The 24,023-nt window shown below is 67.2% G+C and carries 25 protein-coding genes; 22 read left to right on the forward strand and 3 right to left on the reverse strand.

Features of this window, described 5'->3' with window-relative positions; all coding sequences use genetic code 11:
• From ASE00_RS11430 to ASE00_RS11450, 5 genes are all read left to right on the forward strand, one after another.
• Nucleotides 1-804 (forward strand): 3-deoxy-manno-octulosonate cytidylyltransferase, encoded by an 804-nt coding sequence (locus ASE00_RS11430; protein WP_056380312.1) that lies wholly within the window; start codon nt 1-3, stop codon nt 802-804.
• Between the two features lie 8 nt (nt 805-812).
• Nucleotides 813-1,835 carry a phytanoyl-CoA dioxygenase family protein gene (locus ASE00_RS11435; RefSeq protein WP_056380315.1) on the forward strand — a complete coding sequence of 341 codons (1,023 nt, stop codon included), beginning with the start codon at nt 813-815 and terminating at the stop codon, nt 1,833-1,835.
• A 46-nt stretch (nt 1,836-1,881) separates the two neighbouring features.
• Nucleotides 1,882-3,090 carry a hypothetical protein gene (locus ASE00_RS11440; RefSeq protein ID WP_056380316.1) on the forward strand — a complete coding sequence of 403 codons (1,209 nt, stop codon included), beginning with the start codon at nt 1,882-1,884 and terminating at the stop codon, nt 3,088-3,090.
• A 71-nt stretch (nt 3,091-3,161) separates the two neighbouring features.
• Nucleotides 3,162-4,937 (forward strand): SLC13 family permease, encoded by a 1,776-nt coding sequence (locus ASE00_RS11445; RefSeq protein WP_056380318.1) that lies wholly within the window; start codon nt 3,162-3,164, stop codon nt 4,935-4,937.
• Nucleotides 4,938-4,960: 23 nt separating this feature from the next.
• A complete protein-coding gene (locus tag ASE00_RS11450; RefSeq protein WP_056380321.1) occupies nt 4,961-5,428 on the forward strand; it encodes a YbaK/EbsC family protein in 468 nt (155 codons plus the stop codon).
• Between the two features lie 55 nt (nt 5,429-5,483).
• Here ASE00_RS11450 and ASE00_RS11455 read toward each other — a convergent pair whose 3' ends face one another.
• Nucleotides 5,484-5,864: a hypothetical protein gene (locus ASE00_RS11455; RefSeq protein ID WP_056380323.1), complete on the reverse strand. Its 381-nt coding sequence runs from the start codon at nt 5,862-5,864 to the stop codon at nt 5,484-5,486.
• Between the two features lie 103 nt (nt 5,865-5,967).
• Nucleotides 5,968-6,468, reverse strand: a complete 501-nt coding sequence (locus ASE00_RS11460; RefSeq protein ID WP_056380325.1) for a DNA-deoxyinosine glycosylase — start codon at nt 6,466-6,468, stop codon at nt 5,968-5,970.
• A 77-nt stretch (nt 6,469-6,545) separates the two neighbouring features.
• On the opposite strand from ASE00_RS11460, the gene ASE00_RS11465 reads away from it, so the two are divergent.
• Together ASE00_RS11465 and ASE00_RS11470 are read left to right on the forward strand one after the other, a co-directional pair.
• On the forward strand, nt 6,546-7,544 hold the full coding sequence (locus ASE00_RS11465) for a cysteine synthase A (protein ID WP_056380328.1): 999 nt from the start codon (nt 6,546-6,548) through the stop codon (nt 7,542-7,544).
• 31 nt (nt 7,545-7,575) lie between these two features.
• Complete coding sequence (locus ASE00_RS11470; protein ID WP_235538637.1) at nt 7,576-7,869, forward strand: hypothetical protein; 294 nt, start codon at nt 7,576-7,578, stop codon at nt 7,867-7,869.
• Nucleotides 7,870-7,919: 50 nt separating this feature from the next.
• Here the strand turns inward: ASE00_RS11470 and ASE00_RS23745 are convergent, their stop codons facing one another.
• Complete coding sequence (locus ASE00_RS23745) at nt 7,920-8,138, reverse strand: hypothetical protein (RefSeq protein WP_162256449.1); 219 nt, start codon at nt 8,136-8,138, stop codon at nt 7,920-7,922.
• 76 nt (nt 8,139-8,214) lie between these two features.
• On the opposite strand from ASE00_RS23745, the gene ASE00_RS11475 reads away from it, so the two are divergent.
• The 15 genes from ASE00_RS11475 to ASE00_RS11545 are packed head-to-tail and all read left to right on the forward strand — an operon-like array spanning nt 8,215 to nt 24,009.
• A complete protein-coding gene (locus ASE00_RS11475) occupies nt 8,215-8,772 on the forward strand; it encodes a division/cell wall cluster transcriptional repressor MraZ (RefSeq protein ID WP_235538638.1) in 558 nt (185 codons plus the stop codon).
• Nucleotides 8,769-9,737: a 16S rRNA (cytosine(1402)-N(4))-methyltransferase RsmH gene (rsmH, locus tag ASE00_RS11480; protein WP_056380334.1), complete on the forward strand. Its 969-nt coding sequence runs from the start codon at nt 8,769-8,771 to the stop codon at nt 9,735-9,737. The genes ASE00_RS11475 and rsmH overlap by 4 nt, the downstream gene beginning before the upstream one ends.
• The gene (locus ASE00_RS11485) at nt 9,734-10,363 is read left to right on the forward strand and encodes a hypothetical protein (protein ID WP_156405397.1); all 630 of its coding nucleotides are present in this window, start codon (nt 9,734-9,736) and stop codon (nt 10,361-10,363) included. The genes rsmH and ASE00_RS11485 overlap by 4 nt, the downstream gene beginning before the upstream one ends.
• Nucleotides 10,360-12,117 carry a peptidoglycan D,D-transpeptidase FtsI family protein gene (locus ASE00_RS11490; RefSeq protein ID WP_056380338.1) on the forward strand — a complete coding sequence of 586 codons (1,758 nt, stop codon included), beginning with the start codon at nt 10,360-10,362 and terminating at the stop codon, nt 12,115-12,117. Before ASE00_RS11485 ends, ASE00_RS11490 begins: the two co-directional genes overlap by 4 nt.
• Nucleotides 12,104-13,531, forward strand: coding sequence for a UDP-N-acetylmuramoyl-L-alanyl-D-glutamate--2,6-diaminopimelate ligase (locus ASE00_RS11495; protein ID WP_056380340.1), 1,428 nt, complete (start codon nt 12,104-12,106; stop codon nt 13,529-13,531). The genes ASE00_RS11490 and ASE00_RS11495 overlap by 14 nt, the downstream gene beginning before the upstream one ends.
• On the forward strand, nt 13,528-14,928 hold the full coding sequence (locus tag ASE00_RS11500; protein WP_056380342.1) for a UDP-N-acetylmuramoyl-tripeptide--D-alanyl-D-alanine ligase: 1,401 nt from the start codon (nt 13,528-13,530) through the stop codon (nt 14,926-14,928). Before ASE00_RS11495 ends, ASE00_RS11500 begins: the two co-directional genes overlap by 4 nt.
• Complete coding sequence (gene mraY, locus ASE00_RS11505; RefSeq protein ID WP_056380344.1) at nt 14,916-15,986, forward strand: phospho-N-acetylmuramoyl-pentapeptide-transferase; 1,071 nt, start codon at nt 14,916-14,918, stop codon at nt 15,984-15,986. Before ASE00_RS11500 ends, mraY begins: the two co-directional genes overlap by 13 nt.
• On the forward strand, nt 15,983-17,257 hold the full coding sequence (gene murD, locus ASE00_RS11510; RefSeq protein WP_056380346.1) for a UDP-N-acetylmuramoyl-L-alanine--D-glutamate ligase: 1,275 nt from the start codon (nt 15,983-15,985) through the stop codon (nt 17,255-17,257). The genes mraY and murD overlap by 4 nt, the downstream gene beginning before the upstream one ends.
• Complete coding sequence (locus ASE00_RS11515) at nt 17,254-18,471, forward strand: FtsW/RodA/SpoVE family cell cycle protein (protein WP_056380348.1); 1,218 nt, start codon at nt 17,254-17,256, stop codon at nt 18,469-18,471. Before murD ends, ASE00_RS11515 begins: the two co-directional genes overlap by 4 nt.
• On the forward strand, nt 18,468-19,628 hold the full coding sequence (murG, locus tag ASE00_RS11520; protein WP_056381598.1) for an undecaprenyldiphospho-muramoylpentapeptide beta-N-acetylglucosaminyltransferase: 1,161 nt from the start codon (nt 18,468-18,470) through the stop codon (nt 19,626-19,628). Before ASE00_RS11515 ends, murG begins: the two co-directional genes overlap by 4 nt.
• The gene (gene murC, locus ASE00_RS11525; protein WP_056380350.1) at nt 19,625-21,046 is read left to right on the forward strand and encodes a UDP-N-acetylmuramate--L-alanine ligase; all 1,422 of its coding nucleotides are present in this window, start codon (nt 19,625-19,627) and stop codon (nt 21,044-21,046) included. The genes murG and murC overlap by 4 nt, the downstream gene beginning before the upstream one ends.
• Complete coding sequence (locus tag ASE00_RS11530; protein ID WP_056380353.1) at nt 21,043-21,243, forward strand: hypothetical protein; 201 nt, start codon at nt 21,043-21,045, stop codon at nt 21,241-21,243. Before murC ends, ASE00_RS11530 begins: the two co-directional genes overlap by 4 nt.
• On the forward strand, nt 21,240-22,157 hold the full coding sequence (gene murB, locus ASE00_RS11535) for a UDP-N-acetylmuramate dehydrogenase (protein ID WP_200957922.1): 918 nt from the start codon (nt 21,240-21,242) through the stop codon (nt 22,155-22,157). The genes ASE00_RS11530 and murB overlap by 4 nt, the downstream gene beginning before the upstream one ends.
• A complete protein-coding gene (locus tag ASE00_RS11540; RefSeq protein ID WP_056380354.1) occupies nt 22,154-23,095 on the forward strand; it encodes a D-alanine--D-alanine ligase in 942 nt (313 codons plus the stop codon). Before murB ends, ASE00_RS11540 begins: the two co-directional genes overlap by 4 nt.
• Nucleotides 23,092-24,009 (forward strand): cell division protein FtsQ/DivIB, encoded by a 918-nt coding sequence (locus ASE00_RS11545; RefSeq protein WP_056380355.1) that lies wholly within the window; start codon nt 23,092-23,094, stop codon nt 24,007-24,009. Before ASE00_RS11540 ends, ASE00_RS11545 begins: the two co-directional genes overlap by 4 nt.
• Nucleotides 24,010-24,023 lie beyond the last annotated feature (14 nt).

Raw genomic sequence — 24,023 nt, forward strand, 5'->3', positions numbered from 1 at the left:
GTGACCGGCGTCGCGGTCATCATCCCCGCGCGTTACAAGTCGTCGCGCTACCCCGCCAAGCCGCTCGCCCCGCTGGTCGGCGCGACAAGCATTGCGAAGCCGCTGATCCAGCGCAGCTGGGAATGCGCGACGACGATCGCCGATCCTGCGTCGATCTGGGTCGCGACCGACGACGAGCGCATCGCCGACGCCGTGCGGGCCTTTGGCGGACAAGTGGTGATGACCGCCGAAAGCTGCGCCAACGGCACCGAACGCTGCGCCGACGCCATCGCACGGCTCGGGATCGAACCGGAGATCGTCGTCAACCTCCAGGGCGACGCCCCGCTCACCCCCGCCCATGTCGTCACCGCGCTGGTCGACGCGCTGCGCGCCACGCCCGATGTCGCGATGACCACGCCGGCGATCCGCTGTGCGCAGAGCACCTACGCCCATCTGGTCGCGGATCAGGTGCAAGGCCGGGTGGGCGGCACCACGGTCGTGTTCGGCGGCGACCGGCGCGCGCTCTACTTCTCCAAGCGTGTGATCCCGCATCTGCCGCCTGACGCCGCGGCGCTGCCCTTCCCGCCGGTCCATCTCCATCTCGGCGTCTACGCCTATCGCCCCGACGCGCTGCGCCGCTATGTTGCGCTCGGGGTCTCGGAGATCGAACAGCTCGAGGGGTTGGAGCAGCTTCGCTTCCTCGCTGGCGGCGTAGCCGTGGGTGTGGTGCCGTTCGAACCGATCGACTGGGATGCGATCGAACTCAACAATCCCACCGACGTCGGTCCGATCGAAGCCATCCTCAAATCGCGCGGCATCGCCTGAACAGCCTCATGACCCCGATTCTGCGCACGCTTCTCGCGCCCTGGTGGGCCGCACAACTGCTCACCGGGGCCAAATCTTTCCTCGACAACCCTATGATCGGGTCGGATCGCCTCAACCGGCGCGGGCTGCACGCAGGCCGCGTCCGGCTGGCGAGCGCGATGGCGGAGCGGCGGCGGCGCGGGCTGGCGAAGGCGGTCGATCCCGCCGATGTCGCCGCGTTCCAGCGCGACGGCTTCGTCGTGAAGCACGACTTTCTGCCAGCCGGGGATTTCGCAGCCCTGCGCGATCAGCTGCGCGACTGGGCCGGACCGGCGCGCGAGATGGTTCAGGGCGACACCGTGACGCGCCGCTACGCGGTCGATCCGGCGATGATCCGCCAGGTGCCCGCGGTCCGCAGCTTCCTCCGCGATCCGCGCTGGCGATCGCTGGCGCGCTATGTCGCCAGCTTCGACATCGAGCCGCTGCTCTATGTCCAGTCGATCCTCAGCCACCGCCACGACAACCTCCCCGATCCGCAGACCAACATCCATGCCGACACCTTCCATCCGACGATGAAGGCGTGGCTTTTCCTGGAAGACGTCGCTCCTGAAGACGGCCCGCTCACCTATGTTCCCGGATCGCACCGGCTGACGCCCGAACGGATCGCCTGGGAGCAGCGCCGCAGCCTCGCGGTCCGCGGCAGCGGCGATTTCCTGTCGGCACGCGGGTCCTTCCGGATCGAACCCAACGAACTAGCCGAACTCGGCCTGCCGCCGCCCGCCGCCTTCGCGGTACCCGCGAACACGCTGGTGGTAGCTGACACCTTCGGCTTCCATGCCCGGGCGGAAACGAACCGGCCGACCACGCGTGTCGAGCTGTTCGCCTATAGCCGGCGCAACCCGTTCCTGCCGGTCAGCGGCCTCGATGTCTGGAGCCTGCCCGGTATCGCCCCGCGCCGCGTGCCGCTGCTCTGGCTGACGCACGACATATACCGGCGCTGGATCGGTCAGCCCTGGGCCAAGGCGGGCCGCAAGCGGCCTGTCGATGATTGACGCGCAAGCCCTTCCGCGATCGGCGATGCGGTTCTAGGGAGAGGCCATGTCGGATATCGAAAATCAGGACCTGGTGCGCGAACTCGATCCCTTCGGGTTCATGATCGGTCACAGCAGCGCGATCAAACCGCTGGGCGGCGGCGAACGCGGCCCCGATCCGCGCTATGTCTTCCACACGCCCTATATCGCCTTCCGCCCGGGCCGCGTGACCTTCACGATACATATCGACAAGCTGCAGGCGAGCTTCGGCGAGCTGCGCGTCCACATCAACGCCTTCGTCCACGGCAGCGGCCGCGACGCCATCTTCGTCACCTCTTCCCGCCTCGATCTGACCGATCGCGCGGCGGCCGAGCGCGGCATGACCATCTCGGTCCTGGCAGTCGCCGGGGCGACCTATGCCGCCTATGGCTTCTGCCTGGAGGGAACCGACGCCCGCGCCGCCGGGATCAGGATCACCGCCGAGGAGAGCGGCGGGTCCGACGGAACGATCGCCGACGAGTTGCTGCTGCCGACGCAGTGGGGCACCAAGGCGCTGGAAACGCCCTTCCGGCTGGTCGGCGACGAGCCGGTGCGGCTGAGCGATCCGGTGTCGCAGCCGATGACCGAGGAACAGCTGGCCGAACCCGATTTCACCCGCTGGTCGAAATTGATGCCCGCCGCCGCCGACGATGAGCGTCTCGCCTGGCAGCTCGCTTTCGCGGCCCAGGCCCTCGATCGCTACGGGATGTTGCAGCCCGGCGCGCGCGGACTGGCACTGGGACAGCGCGCCACCGCACTCGCTCCGGTCATGGCCGCACATCAATGCCACGCCATGGTCGCGACCGTCAGGGCGCAGCCTGGGGGCGCAGGCATCCATTGGGATGCCTTGCCCTGTTTGCCGATCGATGCGGTCCCCGGCCCCGATGGCCGCCTGCACGGCATCCCGCTCTCGATCGCCGACCAGCCCGCCGACGAACGTGGCTTCGATTTCATCTGGTCACTCGGCGCGGCCAGCCGGCTGCACGTGACCGGCGACACGGCCAGTTTCCTGACCGGCGCGATGATGCTGCTGCGGCCGGGCGGCTATGCGGTACACATGTTCGATCTGGCGACAGGCGGCGACGCACCGCCCACCGCCATTCCGCGTGCCGAGGTCGAGCGAATCGCGATCATGCTCATCTCGCGCAATTTCTCGGTTGCGCAGCTCAACTTTGCGGCGGGTACCGGACTGGAAAAGCCCTTCACGCCCTTTGGCCTCATCGTCCGCAAGGGCTGATGTGGATCAGGTCGTTTCGGGCGCAGCCAATTAGACGCTGAGGCGTTCTTCAGCTCCTGACGGGAGCCTTGATGACGCAGCCACAAATCTTCGCCTTCCTCATCCTCGCGGGGATGATGCTTCTCTTCATATGGGGCCGGTTGCGCTACGACGTGGTGGCGATGATCGCCCTGCTCGCATCGATCGCGGCAGGAACAGTCTCCCCCAAAGATGCTTTCAAAGGCTTCAGCGATGACATCGTGATCATCGTCGGCAGCGCGCTGGTCGTGAGCGCGGCGGTCGGCCGCGCCGGGGTGATCGAAGGCGTTCTCGGCTGGCTCGGCAAACGCGTCACCAGCATACGTTGGCAACTGACCCTGCTTGTCGGATCGGTCACCATATTGTCGGCGCTCGTCAAGAATATCGGCGCGCTGGCGATGCTGATCCCCGCCGCGCTGAAGATGGCAAAGCGATCGAACGCCTCGCCCTCAGTATTCCTGATGCCCATGTCGTTCGGATCGCTGCTCGGCGGGCTCATCACGTTGATCGGGACCTCCCCGAACATCATCGTGTCGCGCGTGCGCGAGGAAATGACCGGCCAGCCTTTCGGGATGTTCGATTATGCTCCGGTGGGCCTCGGCCTCGCGCTGGCCGGACTTGTCTTCCTCCGCTTCGGTTACCGGCTTATACCGCGCGACCGGCGCTCGGCTTCGACGATCGACGAGGCGCTGGACATTGCCGACTACAATACCGAGGCCGAGGTGCCGCCCGGCGCGCGCGCAGCGGGTGGAACCGTGGGCGACTTCATCGCGGCCAGCGGCGGCGCGGTGGTCGTCACCGGCATGATGCGCGGAACGCGACGGCGTGCGGTCACCCTGCCCGACATGGTGATCGAGGAGGGCGACACCCTGTTCCTGCGCGGCGAACCCAATGCACTCGAAGGGGCCATAGCGAAGGGAGGACTCGAACTCGCGGGCCAGGATCGCAGTGCCGTCACCGAAACGATGGAGGAAAAGCGCGGCGTCATCGAAGCGATCGTCACGTCGAACGCTTCGCTGGTGGGCAAGGCCGCGGGACTGATCGCTCTCCACGACGTCCACGGCATCAACCTGATCGCGATCTCGCGCGCAGGGCATCGCATGACCGAGCGGCTCGGCGATACCCCGCTTGCCGCCGGCGACGTGGTCGTCGTCCAGGGGCCGCTGGATATATTGCCCGAGCGGATGCGCGAACTCGGCCTCCTGCCGCTCGCCGAACGGCCGATCCGGCTGGGCAGCATGCGCCGCGGGCTGCTGCCGGTGGCGATCCTCGCCGCGGCGATGGGGGCCACGGCGGCGGGCCTTATCCCAGTCGCTGTGGCGTTTTTCGGCGCAGCGGCGCTGATGATACTGACCGGCTCGATCAGCCCCGCAGAGGCTTATGACAGCGTCGAATGGCCGATCCTCGTCATGCTCGGCGCGCTGATCCCGGTCAGCGAAGCGCTGCAAACCACCGGTGGCACCGACCTGATCGCCGGCTGGCTCTCGGCAACCGCGCGAACCCTGCCGATATGGGGGGCGGTGGGCCTGATCCTCGTCGCCGCCATGGCCGTCACGCCCTTCCTCAACAATGCCGCGACGGTGCTGGTGATGGCGCCGATCGCGGCTATGTTCGCCACCGACCTCGGCTATCGGCCCGAAGCCTTCCTGATGGCGGTCGCAGTCGGCGCGGGCTGCGATTTCCTCACGCCGATCGGCCATCAGTGCAACACGCTGGTCATGGGCCCCGGCGGTTACCGCTTTTCCGACTATGCCCGGCTGGGCGCGCCGCTGTCGCTGATCGTCGTGCTGTTGGGCGTACCGTTGATCCTGGCGGTCTGGCCGGTGTGAGCAATCCGATCTAAGCGGGACCCATGAGCCTCGAATCAGTCCGCGCCTGGCTGGCGCAGCACGCCCCCGACATCGCGATCATCATTCAGGAAGCGAGCACCGCCACCGTCGCGGAAGCCGCCGAGACGCTGGGCGTCCTGCCCGGTCAGATCGCCAAGACACTGTCGGTGCGGGTTAACGAGGCGGTCATGCTGGTGGTGGCGCGCGGCGACGCGCGTCTCGACAACCGCAAGACTAAGGATGCGCTCGGCGGGCGTCCGCGCATGCTGGGCGCCGAGGAGGTCGAGACGCTGACCGGGCATCCGGTCGGCGGCGTCTGCCCGTTCGGCCTCGCGACGCCGCTGCCCGTTTATTGCGACATGTCGCTGAAGGATTTCGGGCTGGTCTATCCGGCGGCGGGATCGCGCACGGCATCGGTTTGCCTGAGCCCCGAGCGGCTGGCCGCGATCACTGGCGCGACCTGGGTCGATATCTGCCAGCCGCCGGCATGAAAAAGGCCGGCAGAGCCATGCTCTACCGGCCCGATGGTTTTCGAAGAGCGAAGGCTCAGGCCTTGCAGCTCTGCGCCGGCTTGCCGGGAGCGGCGATTTCGACCTGCGGGCCATCGCCGCTGATCGAATAGCCTTCGGCGGTGAAGGGCTTGCCCGCTTCCGGAGCGGTCAGCGTGGTCGCCTTGCCTTCCTTCTCGGTCTTGTAAGCTGCGGTGTTGTTGCTGAAGAAGTCGACGTAGACGAGGCTCGCGTCCTTGCAGCGATAGGTGCGGCTGCGCATGACCATTGGGGGCAGCTCGACCGGCGCTGCGGCGTTGATCGACGCAGCATCGGGATCATTGTCCCCCTGGGTGATGGTTTCGGGCTTACCGCACGCGGTGAGCAGAAGAGCGGAGCCGAGAACGGCGGCGGCGATAAAGCGGGAAGGGTTGTGCATAGCGGCGCTGTCTTTGGGGTCCTTGTGTGCACTGCGTCAAGTACAGGAACGCGATGAAGCTTGGATGAATAAAAAAATCTGCTTCGCCGGCAAATTCGCCCGCTTAATTCCCAAGAAATTGCCGAATTTTTATCCAGCTGCGCAATTTTTCGGCATAGCCGAGCGTATATGCCGGGCTACTGGACGGCAGATCGACCAGCGCAAGTCCGGACCGATCGCCGAGCATCTTCCGTCCGATTCGCGCTGCGGTTGCACCATTGAAGCCGATAGCCCGCAAATTGGGAAGCGAAGCCACTAGCGTGACGAGGTCGTTCGGCCGGTGATCGCGGATGGCGCCATCGAGGCTGCCCGGTCGCACCGCGTCCGCCACGACGTCCCAAAGACCGACGCCGGCCGCGGCAAGCGCAGCAAGCCGGTCGGGATATTCCAGCGCGTTCAGATCGTCGCCCCCGATAGCCGCGCCAAGCAATCGCCAGAACTGGTTCTGCGGATGCGCATAGTAGCGCGCCGCGCGCAGCGACGCCTCCCCGGGCAGGCTGCCGAGCATCAGCAGTCGGGTTTCGGGCGTCACGATCGGCGGAAAACTGGCTTTGCGCAGGGTCATCCGCCACAAGCAGCACAGACCGCCGCGAAAGAGAAGCTATGTTGGCAAGGCGGATGGGGCTCGGCTAGGTAGCGCCCATGGCAAATGAGAAGATTGCGCCCGACGCGCTTGCACTGATCGGCAACACGCCGCTGGTCCGCCTCAAGGGACCGAGCGAGGCGACCGGATGCGAGATCCTTGCCAAGTGCGAGTTCATGAATCCCGGCGGCTCGGTGAAGGACCGCGCCGCGCTGGCGATCATCACCGACGCCGAGGAACGCGGGCTGATCCAGCCCGGCGGCATCATCGTCGAGGGCACGGCCGGCAATACCGGCATCGGCCTGGCGCTGGTCGGCAATGCGCGCGGCTACCGGACGATCATCGTGATGACCGACACCCAGAGCCAGGAGAAGCAACAGACGTTGCGCGCCCTGGGCGCCGAACTGGTGCTGGTCGCGCCGACCGCCTATTCGAACCCGGCGCATTATGTGCACACCTCGCGCCGCATCGCCGAGGAGACGCCCGGCGCGCTCTGGGCCAACCAGTTTGACAACACCGCCAACCGGCTTGCCCATATCCGCACCACCGCGCCCGAGATTTGGGCGCAGACGGGCGGCAAGATCGACGGCTTCACCTGCGCCGTGGGCACCGGCGGCACATTGGCCGGGGTCGGCCTCGGCCTGAAGGAGTTCAGCGAGGACGTCGTGATCGGCCTCACCGATCCGCACGGCGCGGCGCTCTATAATTATTTCGCGCATGGCGAACTGAAGGCCGAAGGCAGCAGCGTCGCCGAAGGCATCGGCCAGAGCCGGATCACCGCCAATCTCGACGGAGCGCCCGTGGACACCCAGTTCCGCGTCTCGGACGAGGCGGGGCTCGAACAGGTCTACGGCCTGCTTGAACAGGAAGGGCTGTGCGTCGGCCTGTCGTCGGGGATCAACGTCGCCGGTGCTATCGCGCTCGCCAAGGAGATGGGTCCGGGCAAGACGATCATCACGATCCTGTGCGATTCCGGCATGCGCTACCTGTCGTCGCTGTTCAACCCGGCGTGGCTCGAGGCGAAGGGGTTGCCGGTCCCCGCGCTTCTGCGGCGCTAAAGTTCGGCGGCGTTCCCGCACCGGCGGGAAATTGGCGATTGACCTCGGCACGAGGCTGACGGACATTGTCCCCCATGGGGATCACCGCCTGATGCAGCGCGTGCGTGTCGGCATAACCGGCCTTGCGGTCGTGTTTCTGATCGTCTTGCTGGCGGCGGCCATCGTCGGATTCCATTCCAAGGAACGGACGGGCAATGCGGCCTCGGCCAATGACGCGGCCAATGGCAGCGAGGCGCCGCCCGCCGACCCCCTTGCCGAGCTCGGCGTCGCACCGGGCGGAACCGCCGGCGACAAGGACGACTCGAAGGCCGAGTCGCCGCGCTGATCGCGCGCACCGGACGCTCATAACGCCTGACTGACCGGCCCGCGGCCGACCTAAGCCGCGGAAGGCGCCGCGCCGCGCCCGTCGTTTTCGACAAACTTATCCACAGGACCCTTCAGACCGGGAGCCCCGGATTCCAGCCGCGCATGGCGCGCCGCGGCATGGCGGCCCATCCCATGCGATTCCATGAATCCACAGGCTGAACCGTATGAATCCATGAAATGGTATAAAAATGCTTTGAAAAACCAGTCCGATCCCAGTACATCCAGCATGGTGAAATGGGGTGGGAAGTATCGCTTGGCGTAAAGCACGCCTCGAACCGTCCGGGAGGACGGTGCGGCCCCTGCGATGCTTCCCTCGCTCGAACGGGGTGCGGCTGTGGCGGCGGGTGGTGCGGTCTTCAATGACGTTCATTTGAACGGCGTCGACCAGAAGGGTCGCGTTTCGCTGCCTGCTGCCTTCCGTCAGACCATCGAAATCCGCTGCGGCGGCGGCAAGGTCGCCCCGGGCCTCGAGCGGGTCCTGCGCATGGCGAAACACCCCACCCTGCCCTGCATCGAAGTGTCAGACGGCCGCCAGATCGCCGAGCATGAGGAGCAGATGGACGCGCACGCCGCGCGCATCGCCGCCGAAACCGGACGCATGCATGGCGACGTCCTCGAAGAGGAAGAGGCCAAGGCCTATCCACTGATGAAGGACGTCAATTTCGACGCAGCCGGCCGGATGATCCTGCCCGAGCGGCTGCGCATCAAGGCGAAGATCGACGGCGACGCCTTCTTCGTCGGCCGGGGCCGGCGCTTCCGCATCTGGAATCCCGAGATCCTCCGCGCCACCGAAGGCGGCGAGACCGCCGACGTGATCGAGGAGATGGAAGACCTGCTCGCCCGGCGGAAGGAGCGCGCATGACCGCCCCCGCGCCCCATATTCCCGTCCTCCTCGACGAGGTGATTGCCGGCCTGGATCCCAAGGCGGGCGAGACCCATGTCGACGGCACCTTCGGCGCGGGCGGCTATACGCGCGCGATCCTGCGCACCGGCGCACGCGTGATCGCGTTCGACCGCGACCCCGATGCGATCGAGGCTGGCCGCGCCCTCGAAGCGGGGAATGACGGCGCACTCACCCTTGTCCAGGACCGCTTTTCCCGTCTGGCCGAGGCACTGAACGAGCGTGGCGTCGATCAGGTCGACGGCGTGACGCTCGACATCGGCGTGTCGTCGATGCAGCTCGACCAGGCCGATCGCGGTTTCTCCTTTCAGGCCGACGGCCCGCTCGACATGCGGATGGAGCAGGCCGGCATGAGCGCCGCCGACTTCGTCAACGAGGCCGACGAAGCCGAGATCGCCGACGTGCTGCACGAACTGGGCGAGGAGCCCCGCGCCCGCCGCGTCGCCCGCGCGATCGTCGCCGCCCGCCCGATCAGCCGGACCGGCGAACTGGCCGATGTCGTGCGCCGCGCGCTCGGCCATCGTCCGCACGAGAAAAAGGATCCGGCAACCCGCACCTTCCAGGCGATCCGCATCCATCTCAACGCCGAACTGGACGAGCTCGAACAGGGTCTGGCCGCCGCCGAGCGGGTGCTGCGCCCCGGCGGCCGGCTCGCGGTCGTCTCCTTCCATTCGATCGAGGATCGGATCGTAAAGCGTTTCCTGCGCGAGCGCAGCGGGGCAACCCCCGCCGGATCGCGTCACCTTCCCGATGTGCGCGGCGGGGGGCCGCGCCCCAGCTTCGACGCCGTCGCCAAACCCGTGCGCGCCAGCGAAGCCGAACTCGCCCGCAACCCCCGGTCCCGCTCCGCGACATTGCGCGTCGCCCGCAGGACCGAGGCCTCCGCCTGGGGCCTCACCGCACAAAAAGAAGGACGTCAGGGATGATCACGACCCGCTTTCGAGAGGTGGTGTGGACGGGCGGCATCTGCGCCGCCGCGCTGGCCTTCTACATGGTCTCGCAGACGGTGGCGGCGAAGCGCGCCGAACTGTCCGGGGTGGAGCGGAAGATCGTCGCGACCAACCAGGAAATACGCCAGCTGCGCACCGAGATCGATACGCGCGGCGGGCTCGCGCAGATCGAGAAGTGGAACGCCACCGTCTATGGCCTGCAGGCACCCGGCGCGGAGCAGTTCGTCTCGAGCTCGATCAAGCTGGTCGCGCTGGCGCAGCCGCAGCCCGGGACCTCGGCGCTGCCGCTCGATCCCGCGATCGTCGCCAGCCATGGCGCGGTCAACCAGGTCAGCCTGAACGTGATCGAGGATGGCGGTCTGGACCGCACGGCGAAGCCCACTGCCGTGGCCGCGCCACCGGCCCCCGTCGTCGCGCAGCCCGCGCTGCGCCAGGCCAACTATGTCCAGGCGAAACCATCGGCGCTGGCCCCCGCCACGCCGTCGCCGGTGCGCGAGGTTGCCCTGCGGAAGCCCGCCAGGGCGGCCGCGCTGGGCGACGACTTCCTCGCCGATCTCGGCGACGAAGGCTCGGCGAACCGCTCGCGCAAAGTGAAGCCATGAACGCGATCGCCGTCGGGCTTGCCCCGCCGCGCGACCGCGCCCTCGCCAAGACCAACCACCATAGCCAGACGGCCCATTACCGGCTGATGATCCTGATGATGGCGTTCGCGCTGATGATCGGGGTCATCGGCCTGCGCCTGCTCTATCTCGCCATCTTCGACGCCCCCGACCGGTCGCAGGCGATCGCCAGCCGCGTTCAGCGCGCCGACATCACCGACCGCAACGGCGTGGTGCTGGCCGGCAACATCAAGGGCATCAGCCTGGCGATCCGCCCGCCGCGCATCATCGGCGACAAGGAGAAACTGGCGGTCGAGCTGGCCCGCCTGTTCCCGACGCGTCCCGTCGACTATTATCGCCGCATTCTCAGCGGCCCGAAGAAGTTCGTCTATCTGGAGCGCGGCGCGACCCCCGCCAAGATCCACGCGGTGCGCCTGCTCGGCGAGCCCGCGATCGAGGAAGTGCCCGAGCCCAAGCGTTTCTATCCGCAGGGCACGATGGCCAGCCAGGCGATCGGCTATATGGACCTGGGCGGCGTGCCGGTCAGTGGCATGGAAGCCTTTCTGGACAAGCGGCTGACCAGCCCGGCCAATGGCGGCCGCCCGGTGGCGCTGTCGATCGATAGCCGTGTCCAGGCCGCGATGGAAAATGCGCTGCGCAACCAGGTGATCAAGCATAGCGCGGTCGGCGGCGCGGGCATCGTCCTCGACGTCCATACCGGCGAGATCCTGGCGATGGCGTCGCTGCCCGTGTTCAACTCGAACGCGCCGGGGCTCGTCCCCGTCGGCACCGATCCGCTGCGCCCCGACGCGCGCTACAACCGCGCGATCAGCTCGGTCTACGAGCTCGGTTCGACCTTCAAGATGATCACTTTCGCCAACGCGATCGAGAATGGCGTGATCACCGACTTCGGCAAGCGCTATGACGCGACCGCGCCGCTCCAGGTCGGCAAGTTCAAGATCAAGGACGACCATCCCGAGAATCGCTGGATGTCGATTCCCGACATCATGATCCATTCGAGCAATATCGGCACCGCGCGGATCGCCGACGAGCTGGGCGAGGCGCGTACCGCCGCCTTCTTCCGCAAGCTGGGCTTCGATCGTCCGGTCGAGCTGGAGCTCGGCGCGCGCGGCAAGCCGCTGTGGCCGGGCTTCTGGGCGCGCACCACCGTCATGACCACCGCCTATGGCCATGGCATCGCGGTCAGCCAGCTCCATCTCGCCAACGCCTATGCCGCGCTCGTCAATGGCGGAATCATGCGCCCCGCGACGATGCTGAAGCGCGCGCCCGGCGACGTGCCGCAGGGCCATCGGGTCATTTCGGAAGAGACGAGCCGTCGCGTGCGCCAGCTCATGCGTCTGGTCGTCACGCACGGCACCGGCAAGACCGGCAATGTCCCCGGCCTGCGGATCGGCGGCAAGACCGGCACTGCCGAAAAGAACCTGAACGGCCGTTACATCCACAACAGCCTGGTGACGACCTTCGCCGGGGCCTTTCCGATGGACGCGCCCCGCTATGTCGTGATCGTGACGATGGACGAGCCGCAGGGCATCAAGGAGACCTACGGCTTCCGTACCGCTGCGTGGACCGCGCTGCCCGCCGTCAAGAATATCATCGCGCGGATCGGCCCGATGCTTGGCATCATTCCCGACACCAGCAAGGACATCGATCTGTCCGACATCCTGCCCTATGTCTATGAGGAGCAGCAGAAGGCGAAGGGGGAGAAGCAGGAAGAGACGGTACATGCGATTGATTGACCTTCTTCCCGGCATTTCCCCGGACGGGGGGCAAGCGCGCGTCACCGGATTCGCCATCGATCACCGCAAGGTCGCACCCGGCACGGTCTTCGGCGCCTTCAAGGGGGCGCGCTTCAACGGCGAGGATTTCATCAGCCAGGCGGTCGCCCACGGCGCGATTGCCATCGTGTCCGCGCCGGGCGTGACGGTCGAGGGCGCGATCCATGTCGCCGATGCCGAGCCGCGCCGCGCTTTTGCGAGCCTCGCCGCCAACTTCTTTGCGCCATTTCCCGAGACGACGGTCGCGGTCACCGGCACCAACGGCAAGACATCGACCGTCGAACTTACCCGCCAGCTGTGGCGGATGGCGGGCTATCACGCCGCGTCGATCGGCACGCTGGGCGTCACCACCGCCGACGATCAGGTCTCGACAGGGCTGACGACGCCCGACATCGTCACCTTTCTGTCGAACATGGCCGGGCTGAACCGCGAGGGCGTGACCCACGCCGCGTTCGAGGCGTCGAGCCATGGCCTGTCGCAATATCGCACCGAGGGCCTGCCGGTCCGCGCCGCCGCCTTCACCAATCTGAGCCGCGACCACCTCGATTATCATGGCACGATGGAGGACTATTTCGCCGCCAAGATGCGCCTGTTCACCGAGGTCGTCGATCAGGACGGCGCGGTGGTGGTGTGGGCGGACGATGCCAAATCGGCCGAGGTGATGGCGGCGGTTCGGACCCGGGGCGTCAGGCTGCTCAGCGTCGGTTCCCACGGCGAGACGATCCGCCTGCTCGATCGCACCCCGACCGCGCTCGGCCAGACATTGAAGATCGAGATCGACGGCAAGACCCGTGACCTCAAGCTGCCGCTGATCGGCGCCTATCAGGCCGCCAATTCGCTGGTCGCGGCGGGCCTCGTCATCGCGACGGGCGGCGATGTCGATACGACGCTCGCCAATCTCCAGCGCGTTGCCCCGGTGCGCGGGCGGCTCGAGCGCGCGGCGATCACCAAGACCGGCGCGCCGATATATGTCGATTATGCCCACACTCCGGACGGGCTGGAAGCGGCGATCACCGCGCTGCGCCCGCACACCGCGGGCAAGCTGACCACCGTGTTCGGCGCGGGCGGCGACCGCGACACCGGAAAGCGGCCGCTGATGGGCGAGGTCGCGACCCGCCTGTCCGACCGCGCGATCGTGACCGACGACAATCCGCGCAGCGAGGACCCCGCCGCGATCCGCCGCGACGTGATGGCGGGAGCGCCCGGCGCGACCGAGATCGGCGGTCGGCGCGAGGCGATCGCCGCGGCCATCGCCGAAGCGCAGGACGGCGACATCGTCCTGATCGCCGGCAAGGGCCACGAACAGGGCCAGATCATCGGCGACCGTGTCCTGCCGTTCGACGACGTCACCGTCGCGCGCGAGTGCGCGGCATGACGCCGCTCTGGACCGCCTTCGACATAGCCGCCGCTGCCGATGGCGAGATTCATGGGGATTTCGCGGCCAATGGCGTCGCGTTCGATTCGCGCGAGATCGGCGCGGGCGACCTGTTCATCGCGCTGAAGGGCGAGACGACCGACGGCCACCGCTTTCTCGACAAGATATTCGACGCCGGGGCCGCGGGTGCGATCACCTCCGACGCCTGCAACGGCCCGCATGTTCGCGTCGCCGACACGATGGCGGCCCTCAACGCGCTGGGCGCGGCGTCCCGCGCGCGGATGACGGGCAAGGTCATCGGCGTGACCGGCTCGGTCGGCAAGACCGGAACCAAGGAGGCGCTGTTCGCCTGTCTGGACCGCGCCATGCCCGGCCAGGTCCATCGCTCGGTCAAGAGCTACAACAACCACACCGGCGTGCCGCTGAGCCTCGCCCGCATGCCGGCCGACACCAAAGTCGGCGTCTTCGAGATGGGGATGAACCATCAGGGCGAGCTGGCGTCGCTGACCCGCCTCGTCCGTCCGCATGTCGCGATCGTCACCGCGATCGCCCCCGCGCACAGCGCCTATTTCGCGAACGAGGAAGCGATCGCCGACGCCAAGGGCGAGATTTTTCAGGGCCTCGAGCCCGGCGGCACCGCGATCATCCCCTTCGACAGCCCCCACCGCGACCGGCTGATCGCGGCGGCAAAACCCCATGCGGCGCGCATCCTGACCTTCGGCATGACCCAAGGCGCGGATATCCGCGCGCAGGATGTCATCCCGCTCGACAAGGGCACGCTCGTCTCGCTGATCCTGCCAGATGCCGAGCTGACCTTCACCATCGCGCCGCCCGGCGACCATTGGGTGTCGAACGCGATGGCGGTGATCGCTGCGGTCTGGGCAGTCGGCGGTGATCTCGCCGCGGCGGGGCTGGCCTTTGCCGAGATGCCCGGCCTGGCGGGGCGCGGTCAGCGCAGCCAGGTGCCGGTCGGCGACGGCGAGGCGCTGGTGATCGACGAGAGCTACAACGCCAATCCCGCGTCGATGGCGGCGACGATCAAGGTGCTGGGAGAGCAGCGCGCCGAGCGCCGCATCGCGATCCTCGGCGAGATGCGCGAGCTCGGCCATAGTTCGCCGGCCTATCATGCCGACCTGGAAGCCCCGCTGCGCGCCGCCAAGGTCGACTTCGCTCTGCTCGTCGGATCGGAGATGACGCCACTCGCAAACGCGCTTGAGGGCCGGATCGATTTCGCGCATGTGCCCGACGCCGGCGCGGCGCTCGATTCGATCGGGACCCTGATCGCGCCCGGCGACGCCATATTGATCAAGGGATCGAACGCGATCGGCTTGTCGCGGCTCGTCGAGCATCTGCGCTCGGGGGCCCTGGCCGGCGAAAGGACGACATGCTCTACCTGATTGCCGAACAGCTTGGGTTTCCGGGCGTCCTGAATCTCATCCGCTACCTGACCTTCCGGGCGGGCGGCGCAGCGCTGACCGCGCTGTTCATCGGCCTGATCATCGGCCCGCGCTTCATCGGCTGGCTTCGCGTCCGCCAGGGCAAGGGACAGCCGATCCGCGCCGACGGCCCGCAGACCCATCTGAGCAAGATCGGCACCCCGACGATGGGCGGCCTGATGATCCTGATCGCGGTGATCGTTTCGCTGCTGCTGTGGATGGACCTCAACAACCGCTATGTCTGGGCGTGTATCCTGGTGACGCTCGGCTTCGGTCTGATCGGATTCCTCGACGATTATGACAAGGTTACGAAGCGCAGCCACAAGGGCGTTTCGGGCAAGGTGCGCCTGCTCGGCGAATTCGCCATAGCCGGTGTCGCGAGCTGGCTGATCGTGTCGGGCAACGGCACCCAGCTCTACGTGCCTTTCTATAATGGTCCGGTGATCGACCTCGGCCCCTTCTACGTCGTCTTCGCGGCGTTCGTGATCGTCGCCTTCGGCAACGCGGTGAACCTGACCGACGGGCTCGACGGGCTCGCGACGATGCCGGTGGTGATCGCCAGCCTCGCCTTCTTCGTCATCGCCTATCTGGTCGGCAACAAGGTCTTCGCGCATTATCTGGGCATTCCGCATGTGCCCGGCGCGGGCGACCTGACGATCCTGACCGCCGCGATCATCGGCGCTGGCCTCGCCTTCCTGTGGTTCAATGCGCCCCCAGCGGCGGTGTTCATGGGCGACACCGGCAGCCTCGCGCTCGGCGGCGCGCTCGGCGTCATCTCGGTCGTCACCCATCACGAGATCGTGCTGGCGATCGTCGGCGGCCTGTTCGTGATGGAGACTGTCTCGGTCGTCCTTCAGGTGTTCTTCTACAAGCGCACGGGCAAGCGCATCTTCCGGATGGCGCCGATCCACCATCATTTCGAACAACTCGGCTGGAGCGAACCGACCGTGGTGATCCGCTTCTGGATCATCTCCTTCGTCCTCGCCCTCGCCGGCCTCGCGACGCTCAAGCTGCGGTGATCACAAGCCGCGCCTTTGCGGGGAAGACCTATGCCGTGCTCGGCCTGGCGCGCTCGGGCGTGGCGACGGTCGAGGCGCTGCTCGCCTCGGGCGCGACAGTGGTGGCGTGGGACAGCAAGGAAGAGGCGCGCGCGAAGGTCAGCGGCGTCAGCTTCGCTGATCCGGTCGAGGCCGACCTGACCGGCTTTGCGGGCGTGATCGTCTCTCCCGGCGTGCCGCTCAACAAACATCCGATCGCCGCGCACGCCGCGAGATTCGGCGTCCCCGTGATCGGCGACATCGAGCTGTTCGCCCAGGCGCGCGCCGACCTGCCCGCGCACAAGGTGGTCGGCATCACCGGAACCAACGGCAAATCGACCACCACCGCGCTGATCAAGCATATCGTCGAGACGGCGGGCATTCCGACGCTGATGGGCGGCAATATCGGCCTGCCGATCATGGGCCGCGATCCGCTGCCCGGCGGCGGCGTCTATGTGCTCGAACTGTCGAGCTACCAGATCGATCTGACCTTCAGCCTCGATTGCGACATCGCGGTGCTGACCAACATCACCCCCGACCATCTCGACCGCTATGATGGCTTCCAGGGCTACGCCGACAGCAAGGAACGGCTGTTCGCGATGCAGACGCCTACCCATGTTGCGATCGTCGCGACCGAGGACGATCCCAGCCGGGCGATCGCCGCGCGGCGCAAGGCGATCGGCGTCCGGTCGACCGATGTGGCGGGGCAGGAGAACTGGCCCGCGCTGCAAGGCCCGCACAATGCCCAGAATGCGGTAATCGCGATCTTCGTCGCCCGCGCGCTGGGGATTTCGGACGAGGTCATCGAGCGTGGCCTCGCCACCTATCCGGGCCTGCCGCACCGCATGGAGCGGATCGCGGAAAGGGGCGGCGTGCTGTTCGTCAACGACAGCAAGGCGACCAACGCGACCGCGACCGCGCCCGCACTAGGCGCCTACCCCAAGATCCACTGGATCCTCGGCGGTCTGCCCAAGACCGACGATCTCGACGATTGCGCGCCCTATTTCGATCATGTCGCCGCCGCTTACACGATCGGCCAGGCGGGCCCGATGTTCGCCCGCATCCTGCGCGAGGCGGGCAAGCCGGTCACCGAGAGCGGCACGCTCGACCAGGCCGTGAAGGACGCCGCCGCCGCCGCCCGGCCGGGCGAGGTGGTGATGTTGTCGCCGGCCTGCGCGTCCTTCGATCAGTTCAGCGATTATGAGGCACGCGGCGACGCCTTCCGTCGCGCGGTGGAGGGGCTTTCGCTATGAACGTCACCATGTCCTTCGACTCCTCCGTGCCGACCCACGCCTCCCCCTTCAAACGATCACGCTTCGGACGCGGCAAGCGCACCCCGTTCGCGCGCTGGTTCTGGGAAATCGACCGGGTGCTGCTGCTGCTCGTGACGATGCTGATCGGCATCGGGCTGATCGCAGTCGCCGCGGCGTCGCCCGCCGCGGGCGTGCGCTATTCGGGCAATGGCGTCACCGTCGCCGCCCGCCATTATTTCTGGATGCAGCTGGCCTGGACGGTGATCGCCGTCCCGGTGATGATCGGGGTGTCGGCACTGCCGGTGAAGATGGCGCGGCGCATGGCGTTGATCGGCGGGCTGATCTTCCTGGTGTTGCTCGCATTGGTACCAGTGATCGGCAGCAGCGCCAACGGCGCGCAGCGCTGGATCGGCGTCGGTTCGGCCAAGCTCCAGCCTTCGGAATTCCTGAAGCCGCTGTTCGCGGTCGGCATGGCGTGGCTGTTCTCGCTGCGCGTCCGCAATCCGGGGATTCCCTTCGCGCTGATCTCGGTGGTGCCGATGGCGCTGGTCGCCGGCCTGCTGATGAAGCAGCCCGATTTCGGCCAGACGGTGATCTTCGTCTCGGTGTGGGTGGTGCTGCTGATGCTTTCGGGCGCATCGCTCAAGCTGCTCGGCATGCTCGGCGCGGGCGGCCTCGCCGCGATCGTCTCGGCCTATCTCTTCTATTCGGTGGCCACCGAGCGCATCAACAAATTCCTGTTCAAGCAGGGCGACACCTATCAGGTCGACCGCGCCCATGCGACATTGACCAATGGCGGGCTGCTGGGCACCGGCCCCGGCGCAGGCACCGAGAAGTTCAGCCTGCCCGAACCGCACACGGATTATATCTTCTCGGTGATCGGCGAGGAATTCGGGCTGATCGCCTGCATCGCCATCGCGTGCCTCTATCTGGCGATCGTCGCGCGCGTCTCGCTGCGGCTGCTGCGCGAGGAGAATGACTTCATCCTGCTCGCCTCCGCGGGCCTCGTCTCGCAATTCGGCCTGCAGGCACTGATCAACATGATGGTCAATGTCGGCCTCGCGCCGTCCAAGGGCATGACCCTGCCCTTCATCAGCTATGGCGGTTCGTCGATGATCGCGCTGTCGATCGGCGTCGGCCTGCTCCTCGCCTTCACCCGCGAAAATCCGCATCTGAAGGAAAACAGCTATACGGTGCGGTGGGGCGGCAGATGAGCATCGTTCGCCATTATGCCCTCGCGGCAGGCGGTACCGGGGGCCATATGGTCCCCGCGCATGCATTGGCGGCGGAGCTGATGCGGCGCGGCCATCGCGTCGCGCTGGTGACCGACGAGCGCGGTGCGCGCATCCCCGGCTTGTTCGACGGGGTGCAGACCCATGTCATCCCCGCCGGACGGATGGGCGGCGGCCCGCGCGAATGGCTGAAGGCATGGCGAGACATCCGCGCCGGGACCGCGATGGCGCGGCAGCTCTACGCGACCTTCGAGCCCTCGGCGGTGATAGGCTTCGGCGGCTATCCCGCCCTGCCCGCGCTGCGCGCCGCCTTCAAGGCGAAGATCCCCACCGTGATCCACGAGCAGAACGCCGTGCTGGGGCGGGTCAACCGGTTCGTCGCGGGCCGGGTCGACGCGATCGCCACCGCCTATCCCGAGGTCTATCGGCTTCGCGAGAAATATGACGGAAAGACCTTCCTCGTCGGCAATCCGGTGCGCGACATTGTCAAGGATATCCGTAACCAGCCCTTCCCCGATCTCGGCCCCGACAGCATCTTCCGCGTGCTGGTGACGGGCGGAAGCCAGGGCGCGTCGATCCTGTCCGATGTCGTGCCCGACGGCCTCGCGCTGCTGCCGCAGGGTTTCCGCCGCCGGCTGCAAGTCACCCAGCAATGCCGGCCCGAGGATATCGAAGCGGTCCGCACCAAATATAAGGTGCTGGGCATTCCCGCCGATCTCGCCACCTATTTCACCGACCTGCCCGAGCGGCTGGCCTGGGCGCATCTGGTGATCGCCCGCGCGGGCGCATCGACGATCGCCGACATCAGCGTCGCCGGGCGGCCCGCCATCCTGATCCCGCTGCCGTCCGCCGCCGACGATCACCAGACCGCCAACGCCCGCGAGCTCGCGGCGGTCGGCGGGGCGCGGTCGATCCGGCAGGCGAACTTCACGCCACAGGAACTGGCCAAGCAGATGCAGAAGCTGGCGCTCGATCCCAAGGCGCTGGTCAACGCGGCCCGGCGCGCGCATGGCGTCGGCCGGCCCAACGCAGCCGAAGACCTCGCCGACCTGGTCGAACGGATCGGGCTCAACCCGGTCATGGAACCGATCCCGGTCGAAAATCTCGAACTCCGTCCTCTGAAAGGCGCATTCGCATGAAGGGTGTCGCAATCGACATCGGCACCATCCATTTCATCGGCATCGGCGGCATCGGCATGTCCGGCATCGCCGAGGTGATGCACAATCTGGGTTACAAGGTGCAGGGCTCCGACGTCGCCGAAGGCTATGTCGTCGAGGGCCTGCGCAAGCGCGGCATTCCAGTGATGATCGGTCATAAGGCCGAGAATCTGGGCGATGCCGCAGTCGTCGTCACCTCGACCGCGATCAAGCGCGGCAACCCAGAGGTCGAGCTGGCGCTGGAGAAGCGCATCCCCGTGGTCCGCCGCGCCGAGATGCTGGCCGAGCTGATGCGCCTGAAATCGACCGTCGCGATCGCGGGTACCCATGGCAAGACGACGACCACCTCGATGGTCGCGGCGCTGCTCGACGCGGGCGGGGTCGATCCGACCGTGATCAACGGCGGCATCATCAACAGCTATGGCTCGAACGCCCGCCTCGGCGCGTCCGACTGGATGGTGGTCGAGGCCGACGAGAGCGACGGCAGCTTCTTGCGCCTCGACGGGACGATCGCGGTCGTCACCAACATCGACCCCGAGCATCTCGACCATTATGGCTCGTTCGACAAGGTGAAGGACAGCTTCGTCGAATTCGTCGAGAACGTCCCCTTCTACGGCGCGGCGCTGCTGTGCATCGACCATCCCGAGGTGCAGGCGATCATCCCCCGCGTGCGCGACCGCAAGGTCGTGACCTACGGCTTCTCTGCGCAGGCGGACGTGCGCGGCGACAATGTCACTCCGATTCCGGGCGGCAACCGTTTCGACGTGGTCATCCGCAACCGCGATGGCGAGACGCGGCGGATCGAGGGCGTCATCCTGCCGATGCCGGGCCGCCACAATGTCCAGAACGCCCTCGCCGCGATCGGCGTTGCGCTGGAGATGAACATTGCGGACGCGGTGATCGCCAATGGCTTCGCCAAGTTTGGCGGGGTCAAGCGGCGCTTCACCAAGGTCGGCGAAGTGCCGGTGGGCGACGGCGTGGCGACGATCATCGATGATTATGGCCATCATCCGGTCGAAATCCGCGCCGTTCTGGCGGCGGCGCGCGAGGGCGCGCGGGCGAAGGTGATCGCGGTCGTCCAGCCGCACCGCTACACCCGGTTGCGCGACCTGATGGTGGAGTTCCAGACCGCGTTCAACGACGCCGACACCGTCTATGTCGCTCCGGTCTATCCCGCGGGTGAGGCACCGATCGAGGGCGTCGACGCGGCGGCCCTGGTCGCGGGGCTCAAGCAGCGCGGCCACCGCGCGGCTCAGGTGATTTCCGGACCCGAAGAACTGGCCTCGACCCTTGCGCAGACTGTTGGACAGGACGACATGGTCATCTGCCTCGGTGCGGGCGACATTACCAAATGGGCGGCGGGGCTTTCAGCGGCGATAGCCAAGGAGAAGGCAGCATGACCGATTATTTCGCATCCTGGAAACTCCTCCAGGACCAGGTGCTCCACATGCAGAAGACCGCGGTCGACGCCGCGTTCAAGGCGATGGGCAGCGGCGAGCAGTTCGACAATGCGGCGAAGGCCGCCAAGCAGCTGGCCGATGCCCAGGTCCAGGCCTGGGAGCAGTGGATGGCCATGTGGGGCATCGAGAAGAAATGAACGCAGCCGCCAGCAGCGTGTCTTCGCCGTCCCTGCCGCCCGTGCGCGGCCGGCTGACGGCGGACGCGCCGCTGGCGCCGCTTGTCTGGTTCAAGAGCGGCGGCGCGGCCGAATGGCTGTTCGAGCCCGCCGACGTGGACGACCTGAGCGAATTCCTGGGCGCGCTCGATCCAGCGGTGCCGGTGATGGGCCTCGGCCTCGGTTCCAACCTCATCGTGCGCGACGGCGGCGTCCCCGGCGTCGTGGTCCGCCTCGGCAAGCCTTTCGCGAAAGTCGAACGGCTCGACGCGGTGACCCTGCGCTGCGGCGGCGGGACGAGCGGTATCCTCGCCTCCTCCACCGCACGCGACGCGGGGATCGGCGGGATCGAATTCCTGCGCTCGATCCCCGGCACGGTCGGCGGCTTCGTGCGGATGAACGGCGGCGCCTATGGCCGCGAGGTCAAGGATGTGCTGGTCGAAGCGGACGTCGTCCTGCGCTCGGGCCAGCGCAAGATTCTCGGCCTGGCCGACCTGGGTTACACCTACCGCCACAGCGAGCTGCCCGAAGGCGCCATCGTGGTGAGCGCGACCTTTCGAGGCCATATCGACGAACCAGCCGCGATCGGTGCCGAGATGGACCGCATTGCTGCCGAGCGCGAAGCGAGCCAGCCGTTGCGCAGCAAGACCGGCGGATCGACCTTCAAGAATCCGGACGGCCATAAGGCCTGGCAGCTCGTCGACGCCGCCGGCTGCCGCGGGCTGACGCGCGGCGACGCGCAGGTCAGCGAAAAGCATTGCAATTTCCTGCTCAACCTCGGCGCGGCCAGCTCGTCGGATATCGAGGCTTTGGGCGAAGAGGTAAGGGACAAGGTGAAGGCACAGTCAGGCGTGACGTTGGAGTGGGAAATTCAGCGGGTGGGGGTGGCGAAGTGAGCCATAGCCCCCTTCACATCGCCGTTCTCATGGGCGGCTGGTCCTCGGAGCGCGAGGTGTCGCTGACCTCGGGCAACGGCGTCGCCGACGCGCTCGAGAGCCTCGGCCATAAGGTCACGCGGATCGACATGGATCGCGACGTCGCGCTCAAGCTCGCGCAAGCGAAGCCCGATGTCGTGTTCAACGCGTTGCACGGCACCCCCGGCGAGGACGGCACGGTTCAGGGGATGATGGACCTGATGGGGCTGACCTATACCCATTCGGGGCTGACCACCTCTGTGATCGCGATCGACAAGGAACTGACCAAGCAGCAGCTCATGCCGCACGGCATCCGCATGCCCCAGGGCACGATCGTCGCCAGCGAGAGCCTCTACGAGAGCGACCCGATCGCGCGGCCCTATGTGCTCAAACCGGTCAACGAAGGCTCTTCGGTCGGGGTCGCGATCATAAAAGAGCGTGACAATCACGGCACGCCGATTCATCGTGATTCGCATGGCCCGTGGCAGACCTTCGATACGTTGCTTGCCGAGCCCTTCATCCGGGGGCGCGAACTGACCGTCGCGGTGCTCGGTGATCGCGCCCTGTGCGTGACCGAGCTGGTCCCCAGCAGCGGCTTCTATGACTATGAAGCCAAATATACCGACGGTCTGACCACCCATATCTGCCCCGCCGACGTGCCCCAGGACATCGCCGACGCAGCGATGAAGATGGCGCTCGACGCGCACCGGCTGCTCGGCTGCAAAGGCACGTCACGCTCCGACTTCCGCTGGGACGACGAGCAGGGCGAGGCCGGGCTCTATCTGCTGGAGGTCAACACCCAGCCGGGGATGACCCCGCTCAGCCTGGTGCCCGAGCAGGCGAAGCATATCGGCATGAGCTATGCCGATCTCGTCCAGGCAATCGTCGACGAGGCACTGGCGGAGAAAGCCATCGCATGACCGCCGCCCGCGCCCGATCCGCCGACCGCAGGCCCCGCCCCAAGGCGGCCCCCGCGCGCCGGGCGCCCGCCAAGCGCCGCGCGTCGACGCTGGACAGCGCGATCGAGCAGTTGCCGATCTCCCGCGAGACGCTGCGCCGGACGGGCAACTGGGTGCTCGGCGGCGGCATCACCGTGGCGATCGTCGCCGGCCTGATCGCGATGGGCATCCCGCAGATGATCGGCCTGCTGATCGCCGAGGGGATCGGCGACGCCGGGTTCAAGGTCCGCAACGTCGAGATATTGAACCGCCAGCAGGTCGACAGCGCCTTCGTCTACGACGTCGCGATGCGGCAGCAGGCCCGGCCGATGCCGCTGGTCGATCTGGAGGGCACCCGCGCCGAACTGATGAAGCTGGGCTGGATCGCCGACGCCCGCGTGTCCCGCCGCCTGCCCGACACGCTGGTCGTCGACATCGTCGAACGCGTGCCCACAGCGATCTGGCAATATCAGCACCGGCTGGCGCTGATCGATAAGGACGGCGTGGTGATCGGCCCGGTCGACGACCGCGCGATGCCCGATCTTCCGGTAGTGGTCGGCCCCGGCGCGAACCGGCGCGCGACGCAGCTTTCGGCGCTGATGTCGGCCGCGCCGTCGCTCAAGCCGCTGGTCACCGCCGCCAGCTGGCAGAGCGGCCGCCGCTGGGACATCATCTTCCAGTCGGGCGAGAAGCTGATGCTGCCCGAAGGCGACGACGAAGCCGCGAAGGCGCTTGCCTTCTTCGCGGTGGAGGACCGGCGCGCAGGCCTGCTGGGCAAGGGGCTGGTGTCGATCGACATGCGCGACCCCACCCGCGTGGTCGCGCGCATGTCGCGCGAGCCGGGCAGCAAGATCGAAGCGCCGGCACCGGCGCTCAGTGCGAAATCGGTGACATGAGGGTGGACCGGTGA

It is taken from the genome of Sphingomonas sp. Root710, from assembly GCF_001429065.1.
Lineage (GTDB): Bacteria > Pseudomonadota > Alphaproteobacteria > Sphingomonadales > Sphingomonadaceae > Rhizorhabdus.